Origin of the sequence: Perlabentimonas gracilis (assembly GCF_011174675.1) — a bacterium.
Lineage (GTDB): Bacteria > Bacteroidota > Bacteroidia > Bacteroidales > Tenuifilaceae > Perlabentimonas > Perlabentimonas gracilis.
Window position 1 is genome coordinate 66,573 of record NZ_JAANIG010000016.1, and the last position, 21,407, is coordinate 87,979.

The window sequence follows — 21,407 nt, forward strand, 5'->3', positions numbered from 1 at the left end:
AACCTAGTGCGAAAGGCTGTAGTGGGTAAAGGTTTCCATTACATTTTGAGCATAGGTTTTCGACACTGGAATTTCGATATTCGATGGGCCATCGAGTTCAAGTATTAGCTCATCCCTATCTTTTCTGAGGATTTTTACCTTTTCGAAGTTTACCATATACGAGCGGTGGCATCGGATTACCTGAGCATTTTTTAGCAGTGCCTCAAGGCGCTTAATGCTGTTGCGCAGAGTGAATCGTGCAGTTTTCCCCTTGTCAATGTAGTAAATATTCACGTAGTTGTCGGCCGACTCGAGGTATAGCAAATGCTCAACCTTTACCGAGAAACGAAGCACCCCCTTCTCGTCGTACATTGGTATCATCTTCTTGGTAGTATCTACCCCCATCGATGTTTCCTCGGCAAGTCTTTGAAGCTGCTGCTTCTTTTCCTGCCATGAGAAGTAAAGCCATAGCACCGAGTAGGGCAAGAATAGCACCAGGGTAGTATTCTTCATCGATATTTTAAGCAGATCGAGAATAAACCTTGAGTCCTGAATGAATAGCTTCTCAAAAAGGGTATAAAATATGGCCATGGCAAGCACCTCGGCAAATACCCATATAATGTACTGCCAAACCAGCAATTGCGTGCGCTTTGAGCGGTGATACATGATTACCCTGCTAATTACCACCACCAGTACCCCCGTAAGGATGATAATGCTCGAAATGCCCAGGAATTCCCAATCGGATAGTTCGTAAATAGTTTCCAAACCAAAAGGAGCGTATATGTTGATAAATACCACAGCAAAGAGTGCTGTAAGCATTATTAGCCTTACAATATTCTTTTTGTCGGTGAGGTATTTTGGTAGTGGACTATTTAGCATTTTTTCGATTTGAGTTTCCAAAGATAGCAAATACACTCCAACAAAAGGATGTGAGAGTAAGTTATGCGCACAAATACCTAAAATATTTTGCCCCTCTATTTTTGATTTTACCCCTCAATAGGCATTTGTACCCCCTGCCAATTCCCAAAAACCCAAAAATTTGCAATGTGACGCATTTGAGTTGTTATTTGCAACAAAACTCACAATACCTGAACTATGGAATTCACTAGAACTTACAACGAGCTTAAGGGGATGTTCTCGTTAAGCAATGGCAACACCTGCTTAAAGGATCATTCTGGCATATTTAAGCCAGTGCCGTTCGAAAGCAGTTCAAACCCTATTCCATTTAATCGTACAGGAATCAATAATGGAGTTAATGGGCACATATATGCTGCTGAGGATAGGGCAATTGCCGAGAATGTAAAGTTTAACTACCCTGTGTACATACCAAATACTGCCAGCACATATGGTAAGGCAATTATATTGCTGCATGGCCTCAATGAGCGCAGTTGGCATAAATATTTGCCTTGGGCAAAGTACTTGGGCGACAAGACCAGTAGACCCGTAATCCTGTTCCCCTTGGCTTTTCATATGAATCGGAGCCCCGAGAGTTGGGCAAACCCTAGGCAAATGATGTCATTATTGAACAAACGCAAATCGCTTGATGGATTGCAAATGGCAACCTTTGCAAATATTGCGCTAAGCCAGCGCTTGAGCGACGACCCGCTGCGCTTCTTTACATCGGGCAAGCAAAGTGCCGACGACATAGTAAAGCTTCTTGGTGATATAAAGGAGGGTGGTATTCCGTTTTTAAAAAAGGATGCCCAGGTCGATTTCTTTTCGTATTCCATTGGGGCCTTTTTGGCACAAATACTTTTTCTTGCTAACCCAAATGATTTGTTGAGTACCTCAAGGCTATTTGTGTTTTGTGGAGGAACTCTATTCGATCAGATGCGTGGAACTTCGCGCCTAATAATGGATAGCCATGCTTACAGTAGTTTACGCAGATACTATCTGCATGATTTTCCCATAGAGCTTAAGTTCAGGTCGCCATTCTCATCGTATGTTAGGGGAGGGGTGCTGGGCGAATCTTTTATGGCTATGATTGCAGAGGAGAGTAGCCAGGCTTTTCGAGAGCATCGTTTCCAGCAGCTTAGGAACAGGCTCAGGGTTGTTGCCCTTCGAAAGGATTTGGTAATGCCTGCAGCTGCAGTAAAACGGGCACTTACATGTATACGAGGAGATAGTGTTTTTACCGAGCTCGATTTCCCGTTTGACTACACACACGAGAACCCATTTCCAATTTATCGTAACGACAAATCGGCTGATGTGGATAAGGCTTTCGAGAGTGTTTTCTCGATGGCCACAGAATTCTTGAGCTAAGCAAGCATCACTGCTTGGCTATATTTGTTGGGGGTAAGCAAGGCATCCCGAATGGGATTCAATACGTTGAAACCATTTCTAGGGATGCCTGCTTTTTTAGGGGTTTCTAGCTAGTACTCGTCAATGGTTTGAAACTCAATGCCCCTGTCGGGTTCAAAGGTTGAAGCAGGGATACGAATATTTTCCTTGATTTCGACAGCAATTTCATTTGCCGAAATGCCCAAAGCTTTCGCTTCGGATTTAAGGGGTACACCCTTGTATATCCACACCTTGGCCATCATTATCTTTAGTACTTCGCACTCTTTGCCAAGTATTTTCTCGGTTCCTAAGCGTTCGCCACCCAGGGCATCAATAATATCCTGGCCCATCTGCTCTATTTCGGCCTCGGTCATCCCCTCGGTAAGCTCCTTGCCCATATCAACGTATTCCTCGTTAGATGTTTTGTAGGCTGTTCCCTTAATCAGATCCCATGTGTAATTTGTTGTACCGTCGGTTACAGAAATGCTATGCTGCTCTTCTTTAGAGGTTCTACCAAAAATTTTTATGGTAGTTGTCGATTTAATTTCGGTGCGCGATTTCTCACCGTAGTTATCCCACCAAAACATTTTGGTACCTGCAGTGTTTCCTGTAAGTTCATACTCTACATAGCCCGATTTGATGGCAAACTGTTTGTAATCATTTTCTTGGGCAATGGTTGCTATGGCGAAAATAGCAATAGATAATGATAGAAGTATTCGTTTCATATTCTGGCGTATTGGTTATGTTTACGTTTTAAGGTTACTCTTTAATGCAGCGTACATAAAAGCCATTGGCTAAACGAAAATTGCCGGAGCCGCTGCTATCATTTCTCCCTCCAATATATAAAGAGTGAGCTCTTTCGGGGTTTGCTTGGTATTTGTTTGAGCCCCAGTAGCGTGTCTCTTTACCATCTTTATGGAAATAACCATCTTCGCCTCTGTAACCGCCAAGTTTTGAGTTAAAACCAGTCTTACCCCCCTTAACCAATTCTTTCTTTCGATGATTTGCAGCCGAGATGCCTGTGCTTTCAATCAACTTGTCAAAATCGGTATTAGTAGGTAGTCTATACCCTTCGGGTGCAAGCCCACGGGGGTCGCTTACTGCATACCAGTTGTACAGCTTGCCATACTTTTTGCCGTTGGCGGGGTCGTTGTTAAGGTAGCACCAGGCAGGCTTGCCCTCTTTGGCGGCTTGCACCCACTCCTCGTCGGTTTTGGCTTCGGGAATGGGGTCGCCATTGCGGAAGTTGGCCACATCTAGGTTGTCGCTAGCCCAGTTGTAGTTTCCGTAAATGGCTTTGGTAGCCACCTTGTCAACTGTTTTGTTTACCAGCTTGTTGCTGGTTAAATTGGAGATTTTACATCCGTTAATTGCAATGGCAATTACTATTAGAATTACCAGTTTTTTTGTGGTTTTCATCTGTAATAAATTAGGTTTATTATGTAGTTTGTTTGCTTAAAGTTCAATTGTAGAGTAAAACAACACATAAAAACTCACCCTTTTGGGGTGAGTTTTGAAAGCGTATACCCTTTGTTTGAAAGCGTAGCAATAACTCTTCTGCTTGGGTTGTATATGAATGTTATTGCTATATTGATGCTGCAACTTTCGACTTGAAATTGAGTTTAACGCCAAGCACCATTGGTGCATAGGTAGACTCGCCCGATACGGTTACAGTTGCTTGATGGTTCTCGAATAGATAGTTACTAAGGGCATTGAGAAGATCTTCGGAAATGGGCAGGGTAATGATGTGGTTCTCCGTAATGTCTTCCAATGTTACTGTTAAGTCAATTTCCTCAACGTACATTTTTAGAAGGGGGATTGATTGTCCCGATGGGATACCTGTTACTTCGCATTCAATCTCGGTAATGTCTAGCTCCTTAATTTTCTCAATCTGCTTGGCAACCTCCTTGTCGTCCTCAATGTTAAGGGTTTGGGTTTCAGAGAATGGGAAGGTGTCGCCCTTGCCAGTGTCCTCAACATCAATATTCATATTTACTTTAAAGTTTGCGTCAAACCTAAGTGTTAGGCCATCTTCGCAAGAGCTAAGCATGAGTAGTATGCCAGCAATGGTAAAAAGTGTAATTAGCTTTTTCATGATTTTAGTTATTTAGTTAAAAATGTTTGGTAATGATACTTCGATATTTACAAGTTAGTTTAATCTCGTACACAACGAACAGAAAAACCCTCCATTTTATAGAATTGGTCTCTCCAAGCATTGCTGTAATCGTGGCCCATGAAACAGGTCATTACCCAGTTCCAACCCTTAAACGAAGTGCTCCACCACTGGCCTCTGAGGCCAATAAGGTCGAAAACCTTCGCATCCGAAAGGCATCCCCCTGGAAGGGCTGTAAAGCCTGTTTCGTTAGTTGCACCTGTGTTTGGGCTATTCCAATGTGTTGTTGAGGTTTCTTTTAATTTGCCTCCGGCAGCAAATCCTCCACCTAAATAATCGGTTAATTGCTTCCACTCATCATGGCTTGGCAAATGCCAGCCTTTTGGGCATACGCCTTGAACTCCACTTGGATTAGCGTCACTGCTTTCTTGGCCATTCATTGCCGCAGGCCAGTTGTATAGCACCCCATAGGTTATATAGTTTTCTCTATTTTTTGCTATATTAACAGACGTTCCATCATAACCGTAAACATAGTAGCATGGTTCAGTGTTTGATGTTATTGTAGGTGGGTTGACGCTTGGCAGGTATTTTAAATTCTCGGCCATCCAGACTTGATAGCCTATACGCACGGCATTGTAATGAGTACCGTCTCTGCTATCGGTAACTCCTTTTTCTGCTTGTAAATCTAATATCATTAATCTTAGTGCGTCAACATATTCCTTTGTAGCTGCGTCTTTTGCATTTACAGGGGTGGCAAGGTTAGTAATGTTTTTATTCCCTGCATCAGCGCCTTTTGTCAGCACATCGTTAAGGTTTTGATTCTCGGTTTCAAGGTAGTTTTTCAAATCGGTGATCTGTGCTTCTGTAATTGTAATGCCTGTGGATTTGTTCCATGCTCCAAAGGCAGGGTCGGTTTCTTCGGTTAAATAGTTTTGCAAATCAGATATTTGCGATTCGCTAATTTCAATGCCGGTTGTTTTATCCCATGCATTAAAGGCAGGGTCGGTTTCGTTAAGTTCACCAGTAATACTCTCGGCACTTATAGCATGCAATGCAAACGGAACGCTAAGCAGCTGCGTAGTAAACTCTATGGTATAGTCTGTGCCGCTGTTCAAATCGATATAAACGGTTAAAAAGTACGGTGGATTAGTCCAATTAATATCGGAAAAGCCAGTACTATTGCCAATTGTTGTAGTTAGCAAACCATTCTCGTTAGTTGTTACAGTTTGAGTTTCGTTGTAAATATTGGTTGTGCCTGGGGCACCCTGCATAAGGGTTATGTACATTCCAACCTCAGCATTCTTAACCAAATTATTATCGGCATCGCGGATAATGGACTGATAACTGAATGCCTGAGTTGATTGCGCGAACATACCAAGGCTTAACAATAGTCCACAAAATATAAAAAATAATCTTTTCATGGTGTTTTACTGTTTAATTATTTTGAATGTTTTAACTTCCATTCGGTTTGATACTACTTTAAGAATGTAAGTGCCAGAGGCGTAGCTACCCATTTGAATCCGTGTTTCGTTCGAAACAATTGAACCCATTGCGAGCAACCTTCCACCAATATCAAAAAGCATATAATCGGTTGGTAGGTAATGTTTTGAATCTGAAAGATCACAAGTAAGGAAGAGGTAATCACTAGTAGGATTTGGATATGCTTTTACGCTAAGCGAAATATGCTGAGCACTTTCGATACTCGAAACAATGTATATTTCATAGGGTTGTTGTACGCCATGAGAAGCGTTGGTAGTGGCGGTGTAGAAAGTTTGTCCGATGGACACCGAGATGTTACCTCCCGCGCTGGAGCCATCTCCTCCGCCCGATACCATCCCCTGCTGAGCATACGATGGCAAGGTAAATCCTATGCTGCAGAGTAGACCCAATAGCAGCATGCCTTTGGAAATTTTACACGCTTTTTCTTTGTACATAACAATGTTTTAACAATTTAAGACAATTACCAAGATAGAGATACGAATCATTTTGGTTAGATTAGAATTCAATTAAGTACTAGTTGAGCAATTCATTACTTTGAATGAATTGTAATATAAAGCAACACAAAAAAACTCACCCTTTGGGGGTGAGTTTTGAAAGCGTACCTATCGGGTTTGAAAGCGTAAGCCTATCTCTCCACTTGATTGCCTTCCTCATCGTAGGCAAACCATTCACCAACCTCTTCGCCGTTCTCAAATTGGCCTTTTACACGTATTTGTCCGTTGTCGTAATAGGTAATCCACTCGCCATTGAGCTGTCCATCTTTGTAATTCTGCTTTTTGCTAACATTCCCATTTTCATAGTATTCTATCCACTCACCATTTTCAATTCCGCTAGCATAGCTGCGCTTGTAGTTAATATTACCGTTCTGTAAATACTCAATATATTCGCCGTGCTGCTTACCATCAACAAATTCTGATTTTAGGTAAACGGTAACACCATCGGGGAAATAGGCATATGCAGTTCCTGTAAATGGCTTGTCGGCTTTTGGAAGGTAGGCTACACCTGCTCTATCCTCCAGCTCGTGAATTTTAACTTCTTTTGCCTCTTGCTCGCTGTTCCCGCATGCTGCTAGCATAAGTAACGCCGATGCAATAATCATTAGTTTTCTCATAGTTGTGATTTGTTAGTTAAAAAATTGATTGTTAGGGTCTTTGTTCTTTCGGATATGTGTATTTAAGTTAATGTTCCTATCAGAGTAAATCAAACTATAGTTCAGTGTTCATAGTTCAGTAACTTATGCATTCTTGGTTAGTTCGATATTCATTGTTTTTTGTTTTTTTACCACACAATCTACTCTGTGTCTTTGTGTTTATATTTTTACGTTTAACCTAAAATTACTCTTTTGTCCATATTCGTGTATTCAAATCCATTTCATTTATAACAACTTCTATCAGAGTGAATAAGTTGTATATTTCCTCAATATCGTTAAAGCTAATTGGCTTGTTAGTATTGGCCTCGAAAAGTTCCTTGCCAGTAAGGAAACCAAAATTTACCCTATTCTCGGTAAAGGAAATAACGGGGCGATAGCCAATAGATTTTTCAATATTCAGAATTGCTTCCATCATTCTTGGGGTAAGCACGTAACGCGCCTCGGTGTGGTTCTCGGTGGAACTCATCCCCTTAGCGGCTTCAATAAGTTGGGATATAGAAATGCCACCACTAACCGCATCCATTACTTTATGCATATTCGTGTGCACCTCAAATTTCTTATCAAACTCAGGGTTCTCCATCTTCACACGGGGACTTCCTCCATCAATCAGCACTATTTCAGCGGGCTTAACCAATATGGTTCCGTTAAGCTTCTTGTTAAAATCGGCGTGTAGGAAGAAACCTCGGAAGCTCTCGCGCTTTATCTCTTCATTATGCTCGTTGTAGGCCTTGCCGTAGGTAACCAAATCGCAGCATTCGAAATCGGTTTTCCCAATTTTACCCGACATGTAGTCATCGCATGAAATATCTACAATAGGGCCGAAGATGTGGCTATTCTTAACGGCATCCATACTTATTGTGCCCTTGGGGTCGTAATTCCAATTGGTGTTTAGCATCTTAAAAACGGGTCGCACTACAATCTCCTTGTAAACCTCGCGGTACTTATCCAATGGTTCGCGTATGCTACGACTAGCAAAAAGAGTGGTTACACCAAAAATCATTAGCGTTGGAAGCGTTGCGCCAATAACGATAAAAATATTCTCATCGAGCCATGCCTCGATATCGCCCGAGAGTAAACCTAAAGTTAGAACTATAAGGATAATGATTCCAATAACTACCAGTATGCCAAACGATACTAGTTTTCTTCTGCGAGAAATGCGTTTACGTACCGATTCGAGCTTCTCGAACTGGGGCTTTATGGCTGAGTCGAAGTAACCACGTAAATTTTCGAGGGGCGTTAGGGTGTTGTTCCCGTCAGATTGGATGCTTTCAGATTCTGATACATTTCTTTGCTCTAAAGTTTCTTCTAAAAGCTGGTTGATTGTGCTATTCATAGTCATATTAGTTAATTGGGGGGTTGATAGGGTTAATTTGTTGGCCTTACAGCTGGCTCATCAACAATATTTGCAAACAGGTTATACTTCTTTTGGGTTTTGTTTTGGGCAACCTCTAAGCGCAAAAGAAACTGGGTTTCGTTAGTGCTATTTGTGAATTGCAATTCTTGATAGTTGGCATCGGCACTCTTAACTATGGTTTGTGCTTGATTGTCGTATAGCTTACCATCAACTTTTAGGTATGCATCCTCAATGTCAAAACCGCTTATGTAAAGGGTTTTGCCTTGCGGCACTTGCACCTTGAACCAATGTGGCGAATTGGCATTTTTAATAGTGCCCTTAGTATTTCTGCCAAGTTTTAAGGTTGCTGCTTTTTCGGGCGTTGCTCCGCCTCCATTGGATAACGAAATGTACTGGCCTTGCCAAACAATATATCCGACTCCCGCAATAAAGCCTAAAACGATGATTGCAATTTTTAGTTTTGTTTTCATAAGGTTCGTTAAGTGGTTGATTAAATGACCTGACAGCGTGCGAAGCTCCTGTCAGCGTCTAAGAAAGATTTATTGACCTGCTTGACTGACTGACGTTGGTAGGCAGGTTGATTGATTGATTGATTGATTGATTGATTTACTCTACCTCAATATTTAGTTCTATAATCTTAACTATTTTGGTGCCGCCCATGAATACAAATTCTACCTTATGGCTACCTTTTGTTAGTGCTCCTGAGGGAATATCGATGGTGAATGGCGATTTGTGCGTGGGTGGCGTTTGGCTAACAGCAAGTTCGCCATTGTGGCGCACCTCAAGGCGTAAACCTACACGGTTAGCCTCCTGCGCATTGTAGGCTATAGCAACAGGAACTGATTGCCCTTCGCTAACCTTTTGGCTTGTGGTTTTGGGTTCTTCCAACTTAATGCCCCACTGAATACCCTTATCGTCAAAAGGTTTTACGGTGATGTATACAATGGCTTTGCCATAAGCGGTTTCGGTATCGTTGCCGGGGCGCATTAGGTAAACGCCTAGCGTGTGGTTGCCTTGCGTTAGTAAATGTGATGGTACATGCCCGTAGAAAGGCGATGAAAGTCCACCATAAACCATATCCATCATATCGCCATTAAACTGCGACATTACCCAGGCGCCAAGGTGATTAGCCGCCTCGGCATTAAACTCAAAGGCAAATTCAATGGGTGTGCCCTCTGAAATTTCAAGGTTGGTGGTTTCGGGTTGTAGTAGATTAAACCCCCAGTCAACGGTATTTTCTTCAATTTCTACAACGGGAACCTCAACGCCTAGCTCACGGCTGTGAGTAATTCGTTGTATTTTTCCGTTTGTGTCGATGGTTACGGCAAAACCTTCGTTATCACCAAAACTCTCGTCGCGGATAAAGAACCAAGCATTATCTTTTTGCAGGCGCTCCTTCTTGGGCTCGTAAAATGGGGTTATCTCGTCGAGTATCTTCTCAAATAGTTTTGCGTCCTCATCGGTTTTTAGTGTGAATTTTGGACTGATAGACCCAAGAAATATTGATGAGGTCAGTACATCGGTATGCGACTCGAAAAAGCGCTCATCGCCATTATGGTTTACGCTAATTACAAGGCTAACTCGTGTTGAACTATATGAATTCCCCTCGCTATCGGTATATACTTCGTCAATGTTAAAGTTGTGCTCGCAAATGATGGCGTTGGATATTTGGCTTATGGTGTAATCGGTTAGCCTATTCACGCTTTGCGTAAAGTTGATATTGCTATTTATATGTTGCTTCATAGCATCGAGCTGAGCAGATGATATTTTTATATCGGCTTGCAGCTCTAGTAGTGGCGATCTTTCATCGGGTTCAACAACTTGGTCGGGGATGGTAACTTCCATCTTGCTCTCGTAGGTAATGGTTTGCACCTTGCCGCTATCGTCTGTATCAATTCGCCAGAACTCAACATCATCAAAAAAAGTACTGCGGATAAAGTACCACGAGTTGCCCTGCTGGTAAAAACAGGTGCGTGACCAACGCATATCAATTTGACTAAATAGGTTGTGAAAAGCCTCGGCATCGGCGTTGCTTTGTAGCCTGTAATTGCTTTGTATTGATGAAACGAACTGGGGCGAGGTTAGTAGCTCGTACTCGCTGTTGAATGCAGCTGCATCACTGCCCGAAACGAGGAATAGCTTTTCCGATTCGATAAGAGATAAATCGGCCTGAGGCAGGGTATAGGCTACACCTGCCTTAACTATTACAGCACTTGAAATGCTTTGAAAAAGTGGGTTGCCGAATTGTACTTGGGTATAAAACTCAGAGTTTACTTCAAGTTGACCATCAATAGCTTTAGACAGGCTGGAGCAAAGCATTACAGCGATTAGAGTTGCTAGAATTCTCATAGGTAAAATAGTTAGGTTTATGACGAAACGGTTCATTGTTAATCAAATGTACTGCATCATATCCTAGCAACAGGGGGAGTATTTGAAAGCGTGTGGAGGGAGTTTGAAAGCGTAGTTTTGATTGTCCACAAATTACACAGATTTCCACAAAATTATTATTTGAGTTGATTTGTGTAATTTGTGGATAACAAATATTATTCTTTAGTCCAAATCCTTGTGTTCAGATTTAGTTCTTGAATAATAATTTGGTTTATTTCAAACAGGTTGTACATAAACTCAATATCCTTAAATTTTACGCCCGATGAGAATACCTTGGGCTCAAACAGATTTTTATTAAAACTTATGGCAACGTAAACCCTAGAACCAATAAAGGAGAGGTGCATTTTTCGCTTATACTTTTTGTATATATTTACCAATGCCTCCATAATGGTAGGGGTGAGGATGTAGCGCGCTTCTGTTTGGTCGGTGCCAAAAACGGCAAAAATCTTTTCAAATTCTAGATTTTCTAATTTTACCAGCTTGCCCTTGGAGCTCATTTGCAAGCTTTGCCCAAACTTTCCGAAAAGTCGTTCCGCGGTATCGGGTTCAATGTAGGTTTTACCCTTAATCTCCTTGTTAAAGTCGGCGTGAAAGAACAGCCCCTTGAAGATGGTATGCCAGGTCTCCTTACGCTTGCCATCCTTATCGGTAGTAACCGTTTTGTACTCGGTGTGTAGCTCGGAGCATCTGAAATCGGTTTTATCAATCTTTCCGCTTATAAGATCATCGCCTCTATACCTGTCAACCGATTGTCTAAACAGGTCACTGCTACGATATTCCGAGCTGGTAATGCACTGATCATGGTTATATTCCCAGGTTGGGTCAATTGCCTTAACAATTTCGCGCACCACCTCATCCTTAAATCTATTGCGATAAATCTTTTTATTTTTAAAAGTACGAACCAGAATAACAATGCCGATAATGGCCAGCGGAGCAATAGAAATAAAGGGAAGTGCTTCGTTATAACCTTCCAGCAAAGCTGCTGCAGGGACGAATAGAAGAAAGGTTAAAACAAGTAGTAGAATGCCAAATACTTGTCCCCTTTTCACTTTTTTTCGAATCCCCTCCAAACCCTGGAGTTTATCTTTTAGCTCGCTATTGTAGAGGGTTTCAAGGTCGTTACGTTCTATCATGATGTATGGGTTTTGGGGTTAGGGTAACTATTCAAAAACTAATGCTACAACGTAGTGTAGCATTAGCTTAAAATGGAATATACGAGTAAGAACCTAGTTGAAAAGATTCTTTACATTTACGTTTTGCCTTTCGGTCTCGGGAATAACGAATACCTCTTTACGCTTAAGACCCATCATTCCTGCAATTATGCTTTTTGGGAAAACCTGAATGGCGTTGTTGTAGTCGGTAATTACTGCGTTGTAGGTTCGGCGTGCTGCCGAAATTTGCGATTCAACCTCGTTAAGCGTACGCTGCAAATTCAGAAAGTTTTCGCTAGCTTTAAGGTCAGGGTAATTCTCTACAGCCACCATGATGCCGTGCATAGCACCCGAAATCTGGTTGTCGAGTTCCACCTTTTCATCGGCATTCATTTGTCTATCGGTGGCTTTTGCTCTTAGCTGGGTAACCTTTTCGAGCAAATCCTTTTCATGGCTGGCATACTGCTGAACGGTAGCAACCAGGTTAGGAATTAGGTCGTACCTTTTCTTGAGCTGAACGTCCATTCCTCCAAATGCATTATCAACCTCATTGCGCTTGCGAATAAGGCTGTTGTACATTCCAATAATAATTAGCAGTAGTAGAACTGCGGCAACAATAATTACGATTGTAGGGCTCATCTTATTTGTTGTTTTGTTTTTTTAAAGATATAAAAAAATGTTTAATCCAACTTTGTGTTTGTAATTTTGGTAGCACTTAAATTAAAAAAGGCGTTGAACTGGTTCAACGCCCCTCCTAGCTTATATTGCTATAGCACTACGTAATTGTTACCGTCAATATCCTCGAAGGTTATTGTGCTGTAGTCAAGTGAAGACTCTGCATCGACTGTAATGCCGTGGCTCCCAGAGTGAGCAATGCGTGAGTTGGTGAACGAAACTGGGTTTGAACCGGCTTCGTCAACCAGGTTAACAGCGCCCCAGTAATCGCTTGAGCCAGCGTACAGTATCTCACAGTAATCGAACGAGCTGCCAATACAACCTCTTCTAAAATCAATACCCCACCAATCGCCTTTTGCTGGCGATGGGCTGTTCGATGTAAATACTATTGGGTTATCGGCAGTCCCTTCGGCAGTAATAACTGCGTATGAGTCGTCCCAGTAAGGAATTTCGAGTGCTGCATTAACCATAAACTGTAAAGTAGTACCAGCAGCAATAGTAAGCTTAACTCCCGTTCCGGTTGCACCAATGCGCAGGTTCCCTTCAACAATGTATGGCGCATCGTGGTTTAGCCAAGTGTAGGTGCCCTGCTTGTTGAATTCTTCGTCATCACTAATTAGAATGCCAGTGTTTGCAGCAGCGTTAAATGTATTGTTGGCACCTATGGTATGTACGTAATTGGGGCGTATTTGAATAGGGTGCTTGCCAATGCTAGTGAAAGTGTTTCCTGTAAATTGGGTGAACTGGCCGTTCTCTTTAAGTTGAAATGCGCTATGCTTGAAGTGATTAAAAGTGCAATTGGTAAACTTTACGCTTGTGTTTTCAATTGTTATAGCGCCGTAGTAGTCGTCGTTGGGGCCAGCATACTCAAAAGTAACGTGGTCGAACTCGCAGCTGCGTGCGCCTTTGTAAAAGTTTATTCCTTCGTAATCTCCAGCTGATGGCGATGCGCTATTTGAAGTGAAAAGTATTGGCTCTTCTTCGGTACCTTTAGCAATTAATTTGGCGTAATTGTCGTCCCAGTAAGCCACTTCTAATGCTGCACCAGCAGTAAACTTAACAATAGTTCCTGGGTTAAGGGTCAGGTTCACGCCATTTCCATCGGCTCCAATGCGCAGGTTACCTTGAACAATGTACGGAGCGTTATGCGCTAACCACGTGTAGGTTCCTGCTGCATCAAAATCCCATGCCTCGGGGAAGAAAATGCCATAACCAGTCGATACCTGAAAGTTGTTGTTGGAGCCGATTGTATGGGCGTTTTTAGCTGCAATGCTTATGGCGTGTTTGCCAATGTTGGTAAAGGTGTTGTTCTCAAAAGCAGTGAAAGCACCTCCAACAGAAAGCACAATTGCGCTGTTTTTCAGGTTTCGGAATTGGCAGTTGGTGAATTTAACTTTTGTCTCATCTATGTAAACAGTTCCATTGTAGTCGTATTTACCACCATACTCAAAAACACAATGTTCAAATACGCAGCTATTTGCTCCGCTATAAAAGTTCAGGCCGCTGTAGTCGCCTGCCTGAGGCGATGTGCTTGCCGAGGTGAAGATAATAGGTTTTTCCTCGGTACCAATGGCAGTTACTGTTGCGTACTCATTTTCCCAGTATGCAAACTCTAGGGCTGCATCTTTCATGAACTCAATTACAGTTCCCGCTTCAATGGTAAGATTTCCGCTAACCCTAATATTTCCGTCAATAATATAGGTTTTGCCCGACTCCCAGGTCGCCGATTCAGAAATATCTTCGGTTATTTCAACAATTTTACCAATGGGTGTTGGGTCGTCCTTTTCGCAGCTGGTAAAAAGTATTACCAGTGAAAGGGCAAGAAGGCAAAGGATTTTTGTTTTCATAGTACAATTGCTTTAGTTGGTTAGGATTAAAAATTTGCTAAAGCAAAGTAAACCTCAAAATTCTGTCCTTGAATGTGAGAATTTGAAAGTGTTACAGTTGTGTTTGAAAACGTTTACCCTTTCAGGATATCCATTAGGGCTTGCTTGCGGCGATGCGAGATGGGAATGGTGTTGCTATTTTTAAGGATTATCGAACCGCCATCGTTTTTGTCGATTCGCTCAACATGGTTGAGGTTGACTAGGTAGCGCTGATGGGGCCGAAAAAAGCGGTAGTGCGATAGCATTTGCTCGTACTCTTTTATACCCCTCGACACGAGTATCTCTTTCTTGTCGGTTAGGTGGAAGGTGGTGTAGCTGTTGTCGCTCTCGCAAAAAATAATATCCTCGAGGTTAACAAGGTAGATGGACTCCATGGTGCGAAGTATAATTTTCCGGTTTTTGCCTTTGTCCTCAACATGGTCCAAAAGGTTCTGAACCTGTAGCTCTACCTTGTTACGTTCGTATGTAGAGATGGCACTCTCAATGGCTGTGCAAAACTCGGTTTCGTTAACTGGCTTCAGAATGTAATCGAGGGCACTAAACTTAATGGCCTTAATGGCAAACTCGTCGAATGCTGTAATGAAAATCACCATGAAGTTGTAGGGTCGCACCTTTTGTAGGATATTGAAACCCGTTCCACCCATAATTTCAATATCGAGCAGCACAATATCGGGATCTGTTTTTTGTATCAACTCAACTCCAGAGTCAACGCCATCGGCCTCGCCAACAACCTCTACATCCGGGAAATTGTTATGAAGTAGGGTTCGATTGGTATCCCTAATATCCTTTTGATCATCAATAATAACAGCTTTAACCTTAGCCATGGGTGTTTAGTTTGAAAGAATGGGGAGGTGTATGGTAATTTTTACACCCACATTGTTTTCTGTGTTGCTATTCGATAGAGTAAAAGTAGGTAAATTTTTGAACTTCTGCCGCAGCATTTTATGCCTTTTCTTAGTAATCTCCATAGAGCGCGACTGGTGTTCTTTCGACTGGATTGGCTCTGCAATCATCCCTTTCCCGTTATCAATAATTTCCACCTTTAGCATATCGTTTAGGTCAATGAACCTAACAATAACCATACCATCACCATCCAAATCTTTTACGCCATGCTTCACGGCATTCTCAACAAAAGGTTGGATAAAGAGTGGGGGGATGCGTATCATCTCGATGTCAGCATCTTCATCAAAATCAATCTTAAAAGAGAATGCGTGGCTCAGGCGCAGCTGCTCAAACTCAAGGTAGTTGTTCAGCAGGGCAATCTCCTCATCGAGCGGTATGCTATCGACAAGCGAGTGCTCCAGTACGGCTCGGTTTAGCTGAGCAAATTTGCCAAGGTAGCTGGCTGCCGATTGTGTATCGTGGTTGTGCATAAACTTCTGTATGCTGCACATGGCGTTCGATAGAAAGTGGGGATTCATCTGCGAGCGCGATAGCTTTTGCTGAAGTTCAGCCTCCAAAACCTTGGCGTTACGCTGACGTTGAAGGTATAATGTGGTTATCAACCCAAAAATGGTTACCAAAAGGACTAAAAGTGTAATTCCAATGCGTATCCTTTGCTCTTTAATGATATTTTCCTTGAAGAGCAACTCAATCTCACTCTCTTTTTTCTTGGTTTGATACTCTATTTCCAGTGCCTGCACATTGCGTTTCGCCTTGGCCGAGATAATGCTATCGCGGTAGGCATAGCTGCTTGCGAACGCATCGAAAGCTTTGTTGTAGTTACCCTCCTGCTTATGATAATCTGCGAGGGCAGTTTCTATCGTTACCAGATTCTCGAGAGAGTGAATCGATAAGGCAATGTCTTTGGCTCGATTAAGCGTTTCCCACGCCGAATCTAACCTCCCCTGCTGGATATCAATATTCCCAAGGTATGATAGGCATAGCGACTGGTAGCGTTTATTGTTAGTTTTTATATGAATTTGAAGTGCTTTCTCGAATTCTTCTTGGGCTTTATCGTACTGCCCTTTTGCAAAGTATGCTTGACCTAGCAAGTGGTTTGCTACGGCAATGCCATCGGTTTGGTTAGTTTCAATCTTAAGTTCTCGCGATTGCTGGAAGTAGTATATAGCCGAATCGATCATATTTTGTGCAAGGTATATTTCGCCAAGGCATCCGTAGTTGAATGATAGCGAACGCTTGTCTTCATACTGGATGGATGCATTAATAGCTTGCTCGATGTAGTAGCGAGCCTCCGGGTAATCTTCCTGCGCAAAGTAGGTTGCTCCAATAGAGTTCTGCGTAAAGTATACCCCCTGCTTATCGCCCAGGGCTTGCTGCACATTTAAGGCCTTATGGAAATACTGAAGTGCAAGCGCATTGTAGTCCTGCCTTCGGTAAACTTGTCCTAGGTTGGAGTAGTTGTAGGCCAGCTGCGCGCTATCGGCCAGTTCAGTTGCTATTTCAAGCGATCGGAGATGGTACTGTGTAGCAATTTCGTAGTTTCCCTCTTGCCTCTCTCTATGGCCAAGCCTATCGAGTGCTTCCATTAAGCCAGGCTTAAAGTTAACCCTTTGGGTGTGCTCAATATAATCCTCCATCAGGGGTTTAAAAAGCTCTTTCAGCCTACGGCGGTTTTTGCTTATGGTGACCAGCAAGCTTTTTAGCTGCTCTCCGTTGTCATCAGCTTTTTGTATTTCCAATCGAATGCTATCGCTAAGCTGCCTTATATCATTAGGCTGTGCAACTGTGTTGGTACTTAGGAGTAGTAGTGAAACAAAAAAACCGAAAAAGAATGATTTTAAAGGATGTTCAAAAAGCAATTTCACTTTTTAAAATTTTTTGGTTTGTGGTTTATTAATCTGTTGTAAGTTGTTTATAAAATTACTACAATAATTGTAATTTTTATTACTCCGGTAAGCTATTTTTAATAATCAATTGCATAAGCATTTACAGGCTGGCTAGCAGTTTTCTTTTCCGCCCTTGCAAAGCACAATTTCAGTAGGGCTAATGGTTACCATATGGCCTTTCTGCGCCTCTTCGAACCAAGGCTTGATATGGTATAGGAAACGCTCCACCTTGGCGCGTTCGTCTATAAGTTGTATAATAATGGGATGTTTGCTTGCCAACTCCCAAAACTTTACGTTTGTTGATCGGCTGCTGGCACCATAGCCCATTTCACCCTTAAAGACAGTGGCACCTCGTATTCCAAAATTTTTTGCTTCAATGGTGATAGCCTCAAAAAGGGGGCTATTATGGAATGTGTCTGTTGAGCTTAGATAGATGCTCATCATTACAACTTGGTTAGGCTGATTCATGGCGCTAGGGGTTTGGTTAGCAACTATTTGATAGTGCTAATATACCATGAATTTACTTAACCTGAGTTGCTTTGTGGTTAAATTTAAATCAAATTCAGGTGAGACACCCCATCTTTTAAGCATAGTACGTTATCGAAATTGTGCTTGCTAACCAAAAACCTTAGGGCAGCTTGGCTTTTTAGCCCAAACTCGCAAATCAGTAAAATCTTGCTATTTCTTGGTAATTTGGGCACTTTGTTAGGTAGCTCGTACAGCGGAATGGTATACCAGTGCTGCCCCAGTGCATTCAGAGGGGTTTCATCATCGGCAAATGCTATTACCGTAGGAGGGTTTGCGGAACTTATCATTTCGAGGAATTGCTGCCCATCAATCTCCCTATCCTTTAGAATGCTGTCGGGGCAGGAGTACTCGTACTCTTTAAGTTCTGTGATATTAAGATTATCGGTATTTAGCTCAATCTCAAATTCATCAACGTTCATGGTAAGCCCATCGAGGTTAAGCAGTCGGCCCGAAAGGGGTTTGCCAATACCGGTAATTACTTTAATTGCCTCTAGTGCTTGCATCGATCCAACGATTCCGGGAATCATTCCAATTACACCTGCCTCGGAGCACGATGGTGCTTCCAGCGGATCGGGTTCTTCGGCCAGTAGGCAGCGGAATGTTGGGCCACCCTTGTGGTTATATACCGAGAGTTGGCCCGAGAAACGGAGCACTCCACCAATAATGCAAGGCTTTTTAAGCATCACGCAGGCATCGTTAACCAGGAACTTCGATGGGAAATTGTCGGTGCAGTCAATTACCAAGTCATAATCTCTGATGATTTCTAATGCATTATCCTTATGGAGTCTAACAAGGTGCGTTACAATCTTAATCTCGGGGTTCATTTCGCTTAGCCTGTGGCTTGCCACCACCGCCTTGGGTTGGCCAATATCGTTGGTAGTGTATATAACCTGACGCTGCAGATTGGTCAGATCCACCTCGTCGCTATCGAGAACTCCTAGGGTGCCAACCCCAGCAGCCGCCAAATATGAGAGTACAGGGCTTCCCAGTGCACCTGCACCTACTACTAGCACCTTGGCATTATATAGCTTGTTTTGAGACTCAGTGCCAAAACCTTTTACCCGAATTTGGCGAATATATCTTTCGTAACTTTTATCGAACATAGAGTTTTTAATTTTTGCATAAATCTATTAATTTCTTCTGTCACCGTCCATAATAAACTATACCAATTTTACCTAGTCATACCCATGACATTATTTTATTTGCCCAATAACATACGAATTGAAATGAGCTAATACATTTCAATTCCCTACCTTTGGGATTAGTAATAACACTTAAAAAGTAGTCATCATGCAACAGCTCGATTGGAGTAACCTACCCTTTGGTTACGTAAAAACACACTACAATGTACGCTGCAAGTATAAGGATGGTAAATGGGGTGAACTGCAGATATCCGATTCCGAATCGCTTCCACTTCACATTGCTTCCACTGCGCTCCATTATGGTCAGCAGGCATTTGAAGGGATGAAGGCCTACCGTGGAAAAGATAACAAGATTCGCCTTTTCCGTTGGGAGGAGAACGCCAGTCGTTTACAGCGTTCGGCCGAGGGAATTCATATGGCTCCAGTACCCACCGAACTGTTTAAGCAAGCGGTGGTAAAAGCTGTGAAGCTTAATCAGGACTTTGTGCCACCATACGGTACAGGTGCTTCGCTTTACATCAGGCCAATGCTATTTGGATCGGGTGCTGAGGTGGGCGTGCGCCCTGCTAGCGAGTATATGTTTGTGGTGTTTGTTACTCCCGTTGGTCCATACTTCAAGGAGGGTTTCAACCCTGTGAAGATTGCCATTGTTCGCGATAGCGACCGTGCAGCACCCCTTGGAACAGGAACCTTTAAGGTGGGTGGTAACTACGCCGCTAGCTTAAGGGGAACCATCAAGGCGCAAAAAGCAGGCTACGGCGCCCCCATGTACCTCGACTGTGTTGAGAAGAAGTATATCGATGAGATTGGTGCAGCCAACTTCTTTGGGATCAAGGATAAGACCTATATTACCCCCAAATCATCATCCATATTGGCATCAATTACCAATATGAGCCTTACTACGCTGGCCGAAGATTTAGGTCTAAAGGTTGATCGTAGGCCTGTTCCTGTTGAGGAACTTGAGACCTTCGAGGAGGTGGGTGCCTGCGGTACTGCAGCCGTTATCTCGCCCATTGGCGAGGTGAACGATTTGGATAGCGGCAAGGTTTACAAGTTCTGTAAGGATGGCAAGCCCGGCCCAATCTCCAAAAAGCTTTACGATACCCTTGTGGGAATTCAGTATGGCGATATTGACGATAAGCACGGTTGGATTACTGTGATTGAATAAGGCATTTCTGCTTAGCAAAAAGGGTTTCTCTCTTGCGAGGGAAACCCTTTTCTGTTTAAACCCAAATTTAGCTAACGCTGAGCTACGCTTCGCTCCGGTTGTCATTAGCGATTATTTTTCTAATGACCGCCATTAGAAAAAGACACAGTTTATGCATTGATTATATGGGTGTTAATTTGACAAATCGATGAAGAAAAACTAAAGAATTTCACTACTGACCGACTAATGAATATAGATTTCGAGCGAAGCGAGAAATCTATCACATTATTATCATTTTACAAAATACTTAGTCGGACACTAATGAAAGAATTTGTAATCATAAATCAATATCGTTTAGTTAAGGTACTAGTTCTCTTCAAATGACTACTTATGTTATCCAGCCTTTTGGTTCCTTTAACTTGCTTGAGCTCGCAAAATACGCTCGGTTGCGTATTCTTCGAGGATCACTTCGGTAAACACTTCGACAACTCAGTGCACCGCTCAGCGCATCGCTTTGTGTAACCGCAAGAAATATAACGCAAAACGCACACCTGTCTGCCGAATAGGCAGGAATACAAAGACCTAATATTGACTAACTAGGTGTAGCACATTTTGATGGTACGAAACTGAATCGCAAAAATGTCGTATATTTGAGAAAAATATAAGCAATGAAAACATTACGTTTTAGGACAAGAATCTCAAAATCAGGGACTATTCATCTGCCAAAAAACACTTCGCTAGCAGACAAGGAAGTGGATGTAATTATTGTGCCTAAAACAAGACGATTAAGAAAAACCTTGAAAGCTAAAGAATTTGTTGAAAAATGGGCGGGTTTTCTGTATCCTCTTGAAAGTAATGACTCAAAATTTGACTACTTAATGGAAAAGTACAAATGAAAAGACTATTACTTGATACGAATATAATCCTTGATATAGCCTTAAAACGTGAACCGCACTTTGAACTTTCCTCGAAAATTTTTGAATTAATTGACAAAAAACGAATTATCGGATATATAACTGCATCAACAGTTACTGACATATACTATATTTCAAGAAAAGAGAAAGGAAATGAAATTGCAATTGAATTCATTTCAAACTTAATAGAAATCGTTGATGTTATTGGAGTTGATAAAAGTATTATTATGAAAGCGTTGAAATCTAACCTGAAAGACTTTGAAGATGCGGTTCAAGTTTCAGCAGCTGAATACTATGAAATTGAAATAATAGTTGGTTTAGCCCCCTATCAATCGGACTTTTGTATAGATGGTTAAACAAACATAAACATTCTTTTCTAACTTTGCAACGGCAAGGAACAACCGACGGCGA

21 protein-coding genes are annotated in these 21,407 nt (G+C 42.1%); 4 read left to right on the forward strand and 17 right to left on the reverse strand.

Annotated elements, in window-relative coordinates:
- Nucleotides 1-3: 3 nt before the first annotated feature.
- A complete protein-coding gene (locus tag G8O23_RS08820) occupies nucleotides 4-858 on the reverse strand; it encodes a LytR/AlgR family response regulator transcription factor (protein WP_166363883.1) in 855 nt (284 codons plus the stop codon).
- Nucleotides 859-1,074: 216 nt separating this feature from the next.
- On the opposite strand from G8O23_RS08820, the gene G8O23_RS08825 reads away from it, so the two are divergent.
- Complete coding sequence (locus G8O23_RS08825; protein ID WP_166363885.1) at nucleotides 1,075-2,241, forward strand: DUF6051 family protein; 1,167 nt, start codon at nucleotides 1,075-1,077, stop codon at nucleotides 2,239-2,241.
- A 110-nt stretch (nucleotides 2,242-2,351) separates the two neighbouring features.
- Here G8O23_RS08825 and G8O23_RS08830 read toward each other — a convergent pair whose 3' ends face one another.
- From G8O23_RS08830 to moeB, 16 genes are all read right to left on the reverse strand, one after another.
- Entirely contained in the window at nucleotides 2,352-2,984 is a 633-nt protein-coding gene (locus tag G8O23_RS08830) for a hypothetical protein (protein WP_166363887.1), read from the reverse strand.
- Between the two features lie 34 nt (nucleotides 2,985-3,018).
- Complete coding sequence (locus G8O23_RS08835; protein WP_166363889.1) at nucleotides 3,019-3,678, reverse strand: fibrobacter succinogenes major paralogous domain-containing protein; 660 nt, start codon at nucleotides 3,676-3,678, stop codon at nucleotides 3,019-3,021.
- A gap of 166 nt (nucleotides 3,679-3,844) precedes the next feature.
- Nucleotides 3,845-4,354 (reverse strand): hypothetical protein, encoded by a 510-nt coding sequence (locus G8O23_RS08840; RefSeq protein ID WP_166363891.1) that lies wholly within the window; start codon nucleotides 4,352-4,354, stop codon nucleotides 3,845-3,847.
- A gap of 59 nt (nucleotides 4,355-4,413) precedes the next feature.
- Nucleotides 4,414-5,793 carry a fibrobacter succinogenes major paralogous domain-containing protein gene (locus tag G8O23_RS08845; protein WP_166363893.1) on the reverse strand — a complete coding sequence of 460 codons (1,380 nt, stop codon included), beginning with the start codon at nucleotides 5,791-5,793 and terminating at the stop codon, nucleotides 4,414-4,416.
- A 6-nt stretch (nucleotides 5,794-5,799) separates the two neighbouring features.
- A complete protein-coding gene (locus G8O23_RS08850) occupies nucleotides 5,800-6,306 on the reverse strand; it encodes a T9SS type A sorting domain-containing protein (RefSeq protein WP_166363895.1) in 507 nt (168 codons plus the stop codon).
- A 191-nt stretch (nucleotides 6,307-6,497) separates the two neighbouring features.
- Entirely contained in the window at nucleotides 6,498-6,983 is a 486-nt protein-coding gene (locus tag G8O23_RS08855; RefSeq protein ID WP_166363897.1) for a toxin-antitoxin system YwqK family antitoxin, read from the reverse strand.
- A gap of 223 nt (nucleotides 6,984-7,206) precedes the next feature.
- Nucleotides 7,207-8,355, reverse strand: coding sequence for a DUF3137 domain-containing protein (locus tag G8O23_RS08860; protein ID WP_166363899.1), 1,149 nt, complete (start codon nucleotides 8,353-8,355; stop codon nucleotides 7,207-7,209).
- Nucleotides 8,356-8,387: 32 nt separating this feature from the next.
- A complete protein-coding gene (locus G8O23_RS08865) occupies nucleotides 8,388-8,846 on the reverse strand; it encodes a hypothetical protein (RefSeq protein WP_166363901.1) in 459 nt (152 codons plus the stop codon).
- Nucleotides 8,847-8,982: 136 nt separating this feature from the next.
- The gene (locus tag G8O23_RS08870) at nucleotides 8,983-10,725 is read right to left on the reverse strand and encodes a hypothetical protein (protein WP_166363903.1); all 1,743 of its coding nucleotides are present in this window, start codon (nucleotides 10,723-10,725) and stop codon (nucleotides 8,983-8,985) included.
- A 194-nt stretch (nucleotides 10,726-10,919) separates the two neighbouring features.
- Entirely contained in the window at nucleotides 10,920-11,897 is a 978-nt protein-coding gene (locus G8O23_RS08875) for a DUF3137 domain-containing protein (protein ID WP_166363905.1), read from the reverse strand.
- Between the two features lie 93 nt (nucleotides 11,898-11,990).
- On the reverse strand, nucleotides 11,991-12,554 hold the full coding sequence (locus tag G8O23_RS08880) for a LemA family protein (protein ID WP_166363907.1): 564 nt from the start codon (nucleotides 12,552-12,554) through the stop codon (nucleotides 11,991-11,993).
- A gap of 128 nt (nucleotides 12,555-12,682) precedes the next feature.
- Nucleotides 12,683-14,437, reverse strand: coding sequence for a right-handed parallel beta-helix repeat-containing protein (locus G8O23_RS08885; RefSeq protein WP_166363909.1), 1,755 nt, complete (start codon nucleotides 14,435-14,437; stop codon nucleotides 12,683-12,685).
- Nucleotides 14,438-14,550: 113 nt separating this feature from the next.
- Nucleotides 14,551-15,300 (reverse strand): LytR/AlgR family response regulator transcription factor, encoded by a 750-nt coding sequence (locus tag G8O23_RS08890; RefSeq protein ID WP_166363911.1) that lies wholly within the window; start codon nucleotides 15,298-15,300, stop codon nucleotides 14,551-14,553.
- A 6-nt stretch (nucleotides 15,301-15,306) separates the two neighbouring features.
- On the reverse strand, nucleotides 15,307-17,244 hold the full coding sequence (locus G8O23_RS08895; protein WP_166363913.1) for a tetratricopeptide repeat-containing sensor histidine kinase: 1,938 nt from the start codon (nucleotides 17,242-17,244) through the stop codon (nucleotides 15,307-15,309).
- Nucleotides 17,245-17,376: 132 nt separating this feature from the next.
- Nucleotides 17,377-17,733, reverse strand: coding sequence for a DUF190 domain-containing protein (locus G8O23_RS08900; RefSeq protein ID WP_166363915.1), 357 nt, complete (start codon nucleotides 17,731-17,733; stop codon nucleotides 17,377-17,379).
- A gap of 83 nt (nucleotides 17,734-17,816) precedes the next feature.
- Nucleotides 17,817-18,896, reverse strand: coding sequence for a HesA/MoeB/ThiF family protein (moeB, locus tag G8O23_RS08905; RefSeq protein WP_166363917.1), 1,080 nt, complete (start codon nucleotides 18,894-18,896; stop codon nucleotides 17,817-17,819).
- A 187-nt stretch (nucleotides 18,897-19,083) separates the two neighbouring features.
- On the opposite strand from moeB, the gene G8O23_RS08910 reads away from it, so the two are divergent.
- The 3 genes from G8O23_RS08910 (at nucleotide 19,084) to G8O23_RS08920 (ending at nucleotide 21,352) form a co-directional block, all read left to right on the forward strand.
- Complete coding sequence (locus G8O23_RS08910) at nucleotides 19,084-20,103, forward strand: branched-chain amino acid aminotransferase (protein ID WP_166363919.1); 1,020 nt, start codon at nucleotides 19,084-19,086, stop codon at nucleotides 20,101-20,103.
- Nucleotides 20,104-20,750: 647 nt separating this feature from the next.
- On the forward strand, nucleotides 20,751-20,978 hold the full coding sequence (locus G8O23_RS08915) for a hypothetical protein (RefSeq protein ID WP_166363921.1): 228 nt from the start codon (nucleotides 20,751-20,753) through the stop codon (nucleotides 20,976-20,978).
- Entirely contained in the window at nucleotides 20,975-21,352 is a 378-nt protein-coding gene (locus tag G8O23_RS08920; protein WP_166363923.1) for a PIN domain-containing protein, read from the forward strand. Before G8O23_RS08915 ends, G8O23_RS08920 begins: the two co-directional genes overlap by 4 nt.
- Nucleotides 21,353-21,407 lie beyond the last annotated feature (55 nt).

What these genes read in the sequence shown, in the direction of transcription:
- G8O23_RS08820 (WP_166363883.1), bottom strand. Translation starts at nt 858, where the DNA reads ATGCTAAATAGTCCACTACCAAAATACCTCACCGACAAAAAGAATATT.
- G8O23_RS08825 (WP_166363885.1), top strand. Translation starts at nt 1,075, where the DNA reads ATGGAATTCACTAGAACTTACAACGAGCTTAAGGGGATGTTCTCGTTA.
- G8O23_RS08830 (WP_166363887.1), bottom strand. Translation starts at nt 2,984, where the DNA reads ATGAAACGAATACTTCTATCATTATCTATTGCTATTTTCGCCATAGCA.
- G8O23_RS08835 (WP_166363889.1), bottom strand. Translation starts at nt 3,678, where the DNA reads ATGAAAACCACAAAAAAACTGGTAATTCTAATAGTAATTGCCATTGCA.
- G8O23_RS08840 (WP_166363891.1), bottom strand. Translation starts at nt 4,354, where the DNA reads ATGAAAAAGCTAATTACACTTTTTACCATTGCTGGCATACTACTCATG.
- G8O23_RS08845 (WP_166363893.1), bottom strand. Translation starts at nt 5,793, where the DNA reads ATGAAAAGATTATTTTTTATATTTTGTGGACTATTGTTAAGCCTTGGT.
- G8O23_RS08850 (WP_166363895.1), bottom strand. Translation starts at nt 6,306, where the DNA reads ATGTACAAAGAAAAAGCGTGTAAAATTTCCAAAGGCATGCTGCTATTG.
- G8O23_RS08855 (WP_166363897.1), bottom strand. Translation starts at nt 6,983, where the DNA reads ATGAGAAAACTAATGATTATTGCATCGGCGTTACTTATGCTAGCAGCA.
- G8O23_RS08860 (WP_166363899.1), bottom strand. Translation starts at nt 8,355, where the DNA reads ATGAATAGCACAATCAACCAGCTTTTAGAAGAAACTTTAGAGCAAAGA.
- G8O23_RS08865 (WP_166363901.1), bottom strand. Translation starts at nt 8,846, where the DNA reads ATGAAAACAAAACTAAAAATTGCAATCATCGTTTTAGGCTTTATTGCG.
- G8O23_RS08870 (WP_166363903.1), bottom strand. Translation starts at nt 10,725, where the DNA reads ATGAGAATTCTAGCAACTCTAATCGCTGTAATGCTTTGCTCCAGCCTG.
- G8O23_RS08875 (WP_166363905.1), bottom strand. Translation starts at nt 11,897, where the DNA reads ATGATAGAACGTAACGACCTTGAAACCCTCTACAATAGCGAGCTAAAA.
- G8O23_RS08880 (WP_166363907.1), bottom strand. Translation starts at nt 12,554, where the DNA reads ATGAGCCCTACAATCGTAATTATTGTTGCCGCAGTTCTACTACTGCTA.
- G8O23_RS08885 (WP_166363909.1), bottom strand. Translation starts at nt 14,437, where the DNA reads ATGAAAACAAAAATCCTTTGCCTTCTTGCCCTTTCACTGGTAATACTT.
- G8O23_RS08890 (WP_166363911.1), bottom strand. Translation starts at nt 15,300, where the DNA reads ATGGCTAAGGTTAAAGCTGTTATTATTGATGATCAAAAGGATATTAGG.
- G8O23_RS08900 (WP_166363915.1), bottom strand. Translation starts at nt 17,733, where the DNA reads ATGAATCAGCCTAACCAAGTTGTAATGATGAGCATCTATCTAAGCTCA.
- moeB (WP_166363917.1), bottom strand. Translation starts at nt 18,896, where the DNA reads ATGTTCGATAAAAGTTACGAAAGATATATTCGCCAAATTCGGGTAAAA.
- G8O23_RS08910 (WP_166363919.1), top strand. Translation starts at nt 19,084, where the DNA reads ATGCAACAGCTCGATTGGAGTAACCTACCCTTTGGTTACGTAAAAACA.
- G8O23_RS08915 (WP_166363921.1), top strand. Translation starts at nt 20,751, where the DNA reads ATGAAAACATTACGTTTTAGGACAAGAATCTCAAAATCAGGGACTATT.
- G8O23_RS08920 (WP_166363923.1), top strand. Translation starts at nt 20,975, where the DNA reads ATGAAAAGACTATTACTTGATACGAATATAATCCTTGATATAGCCTTA.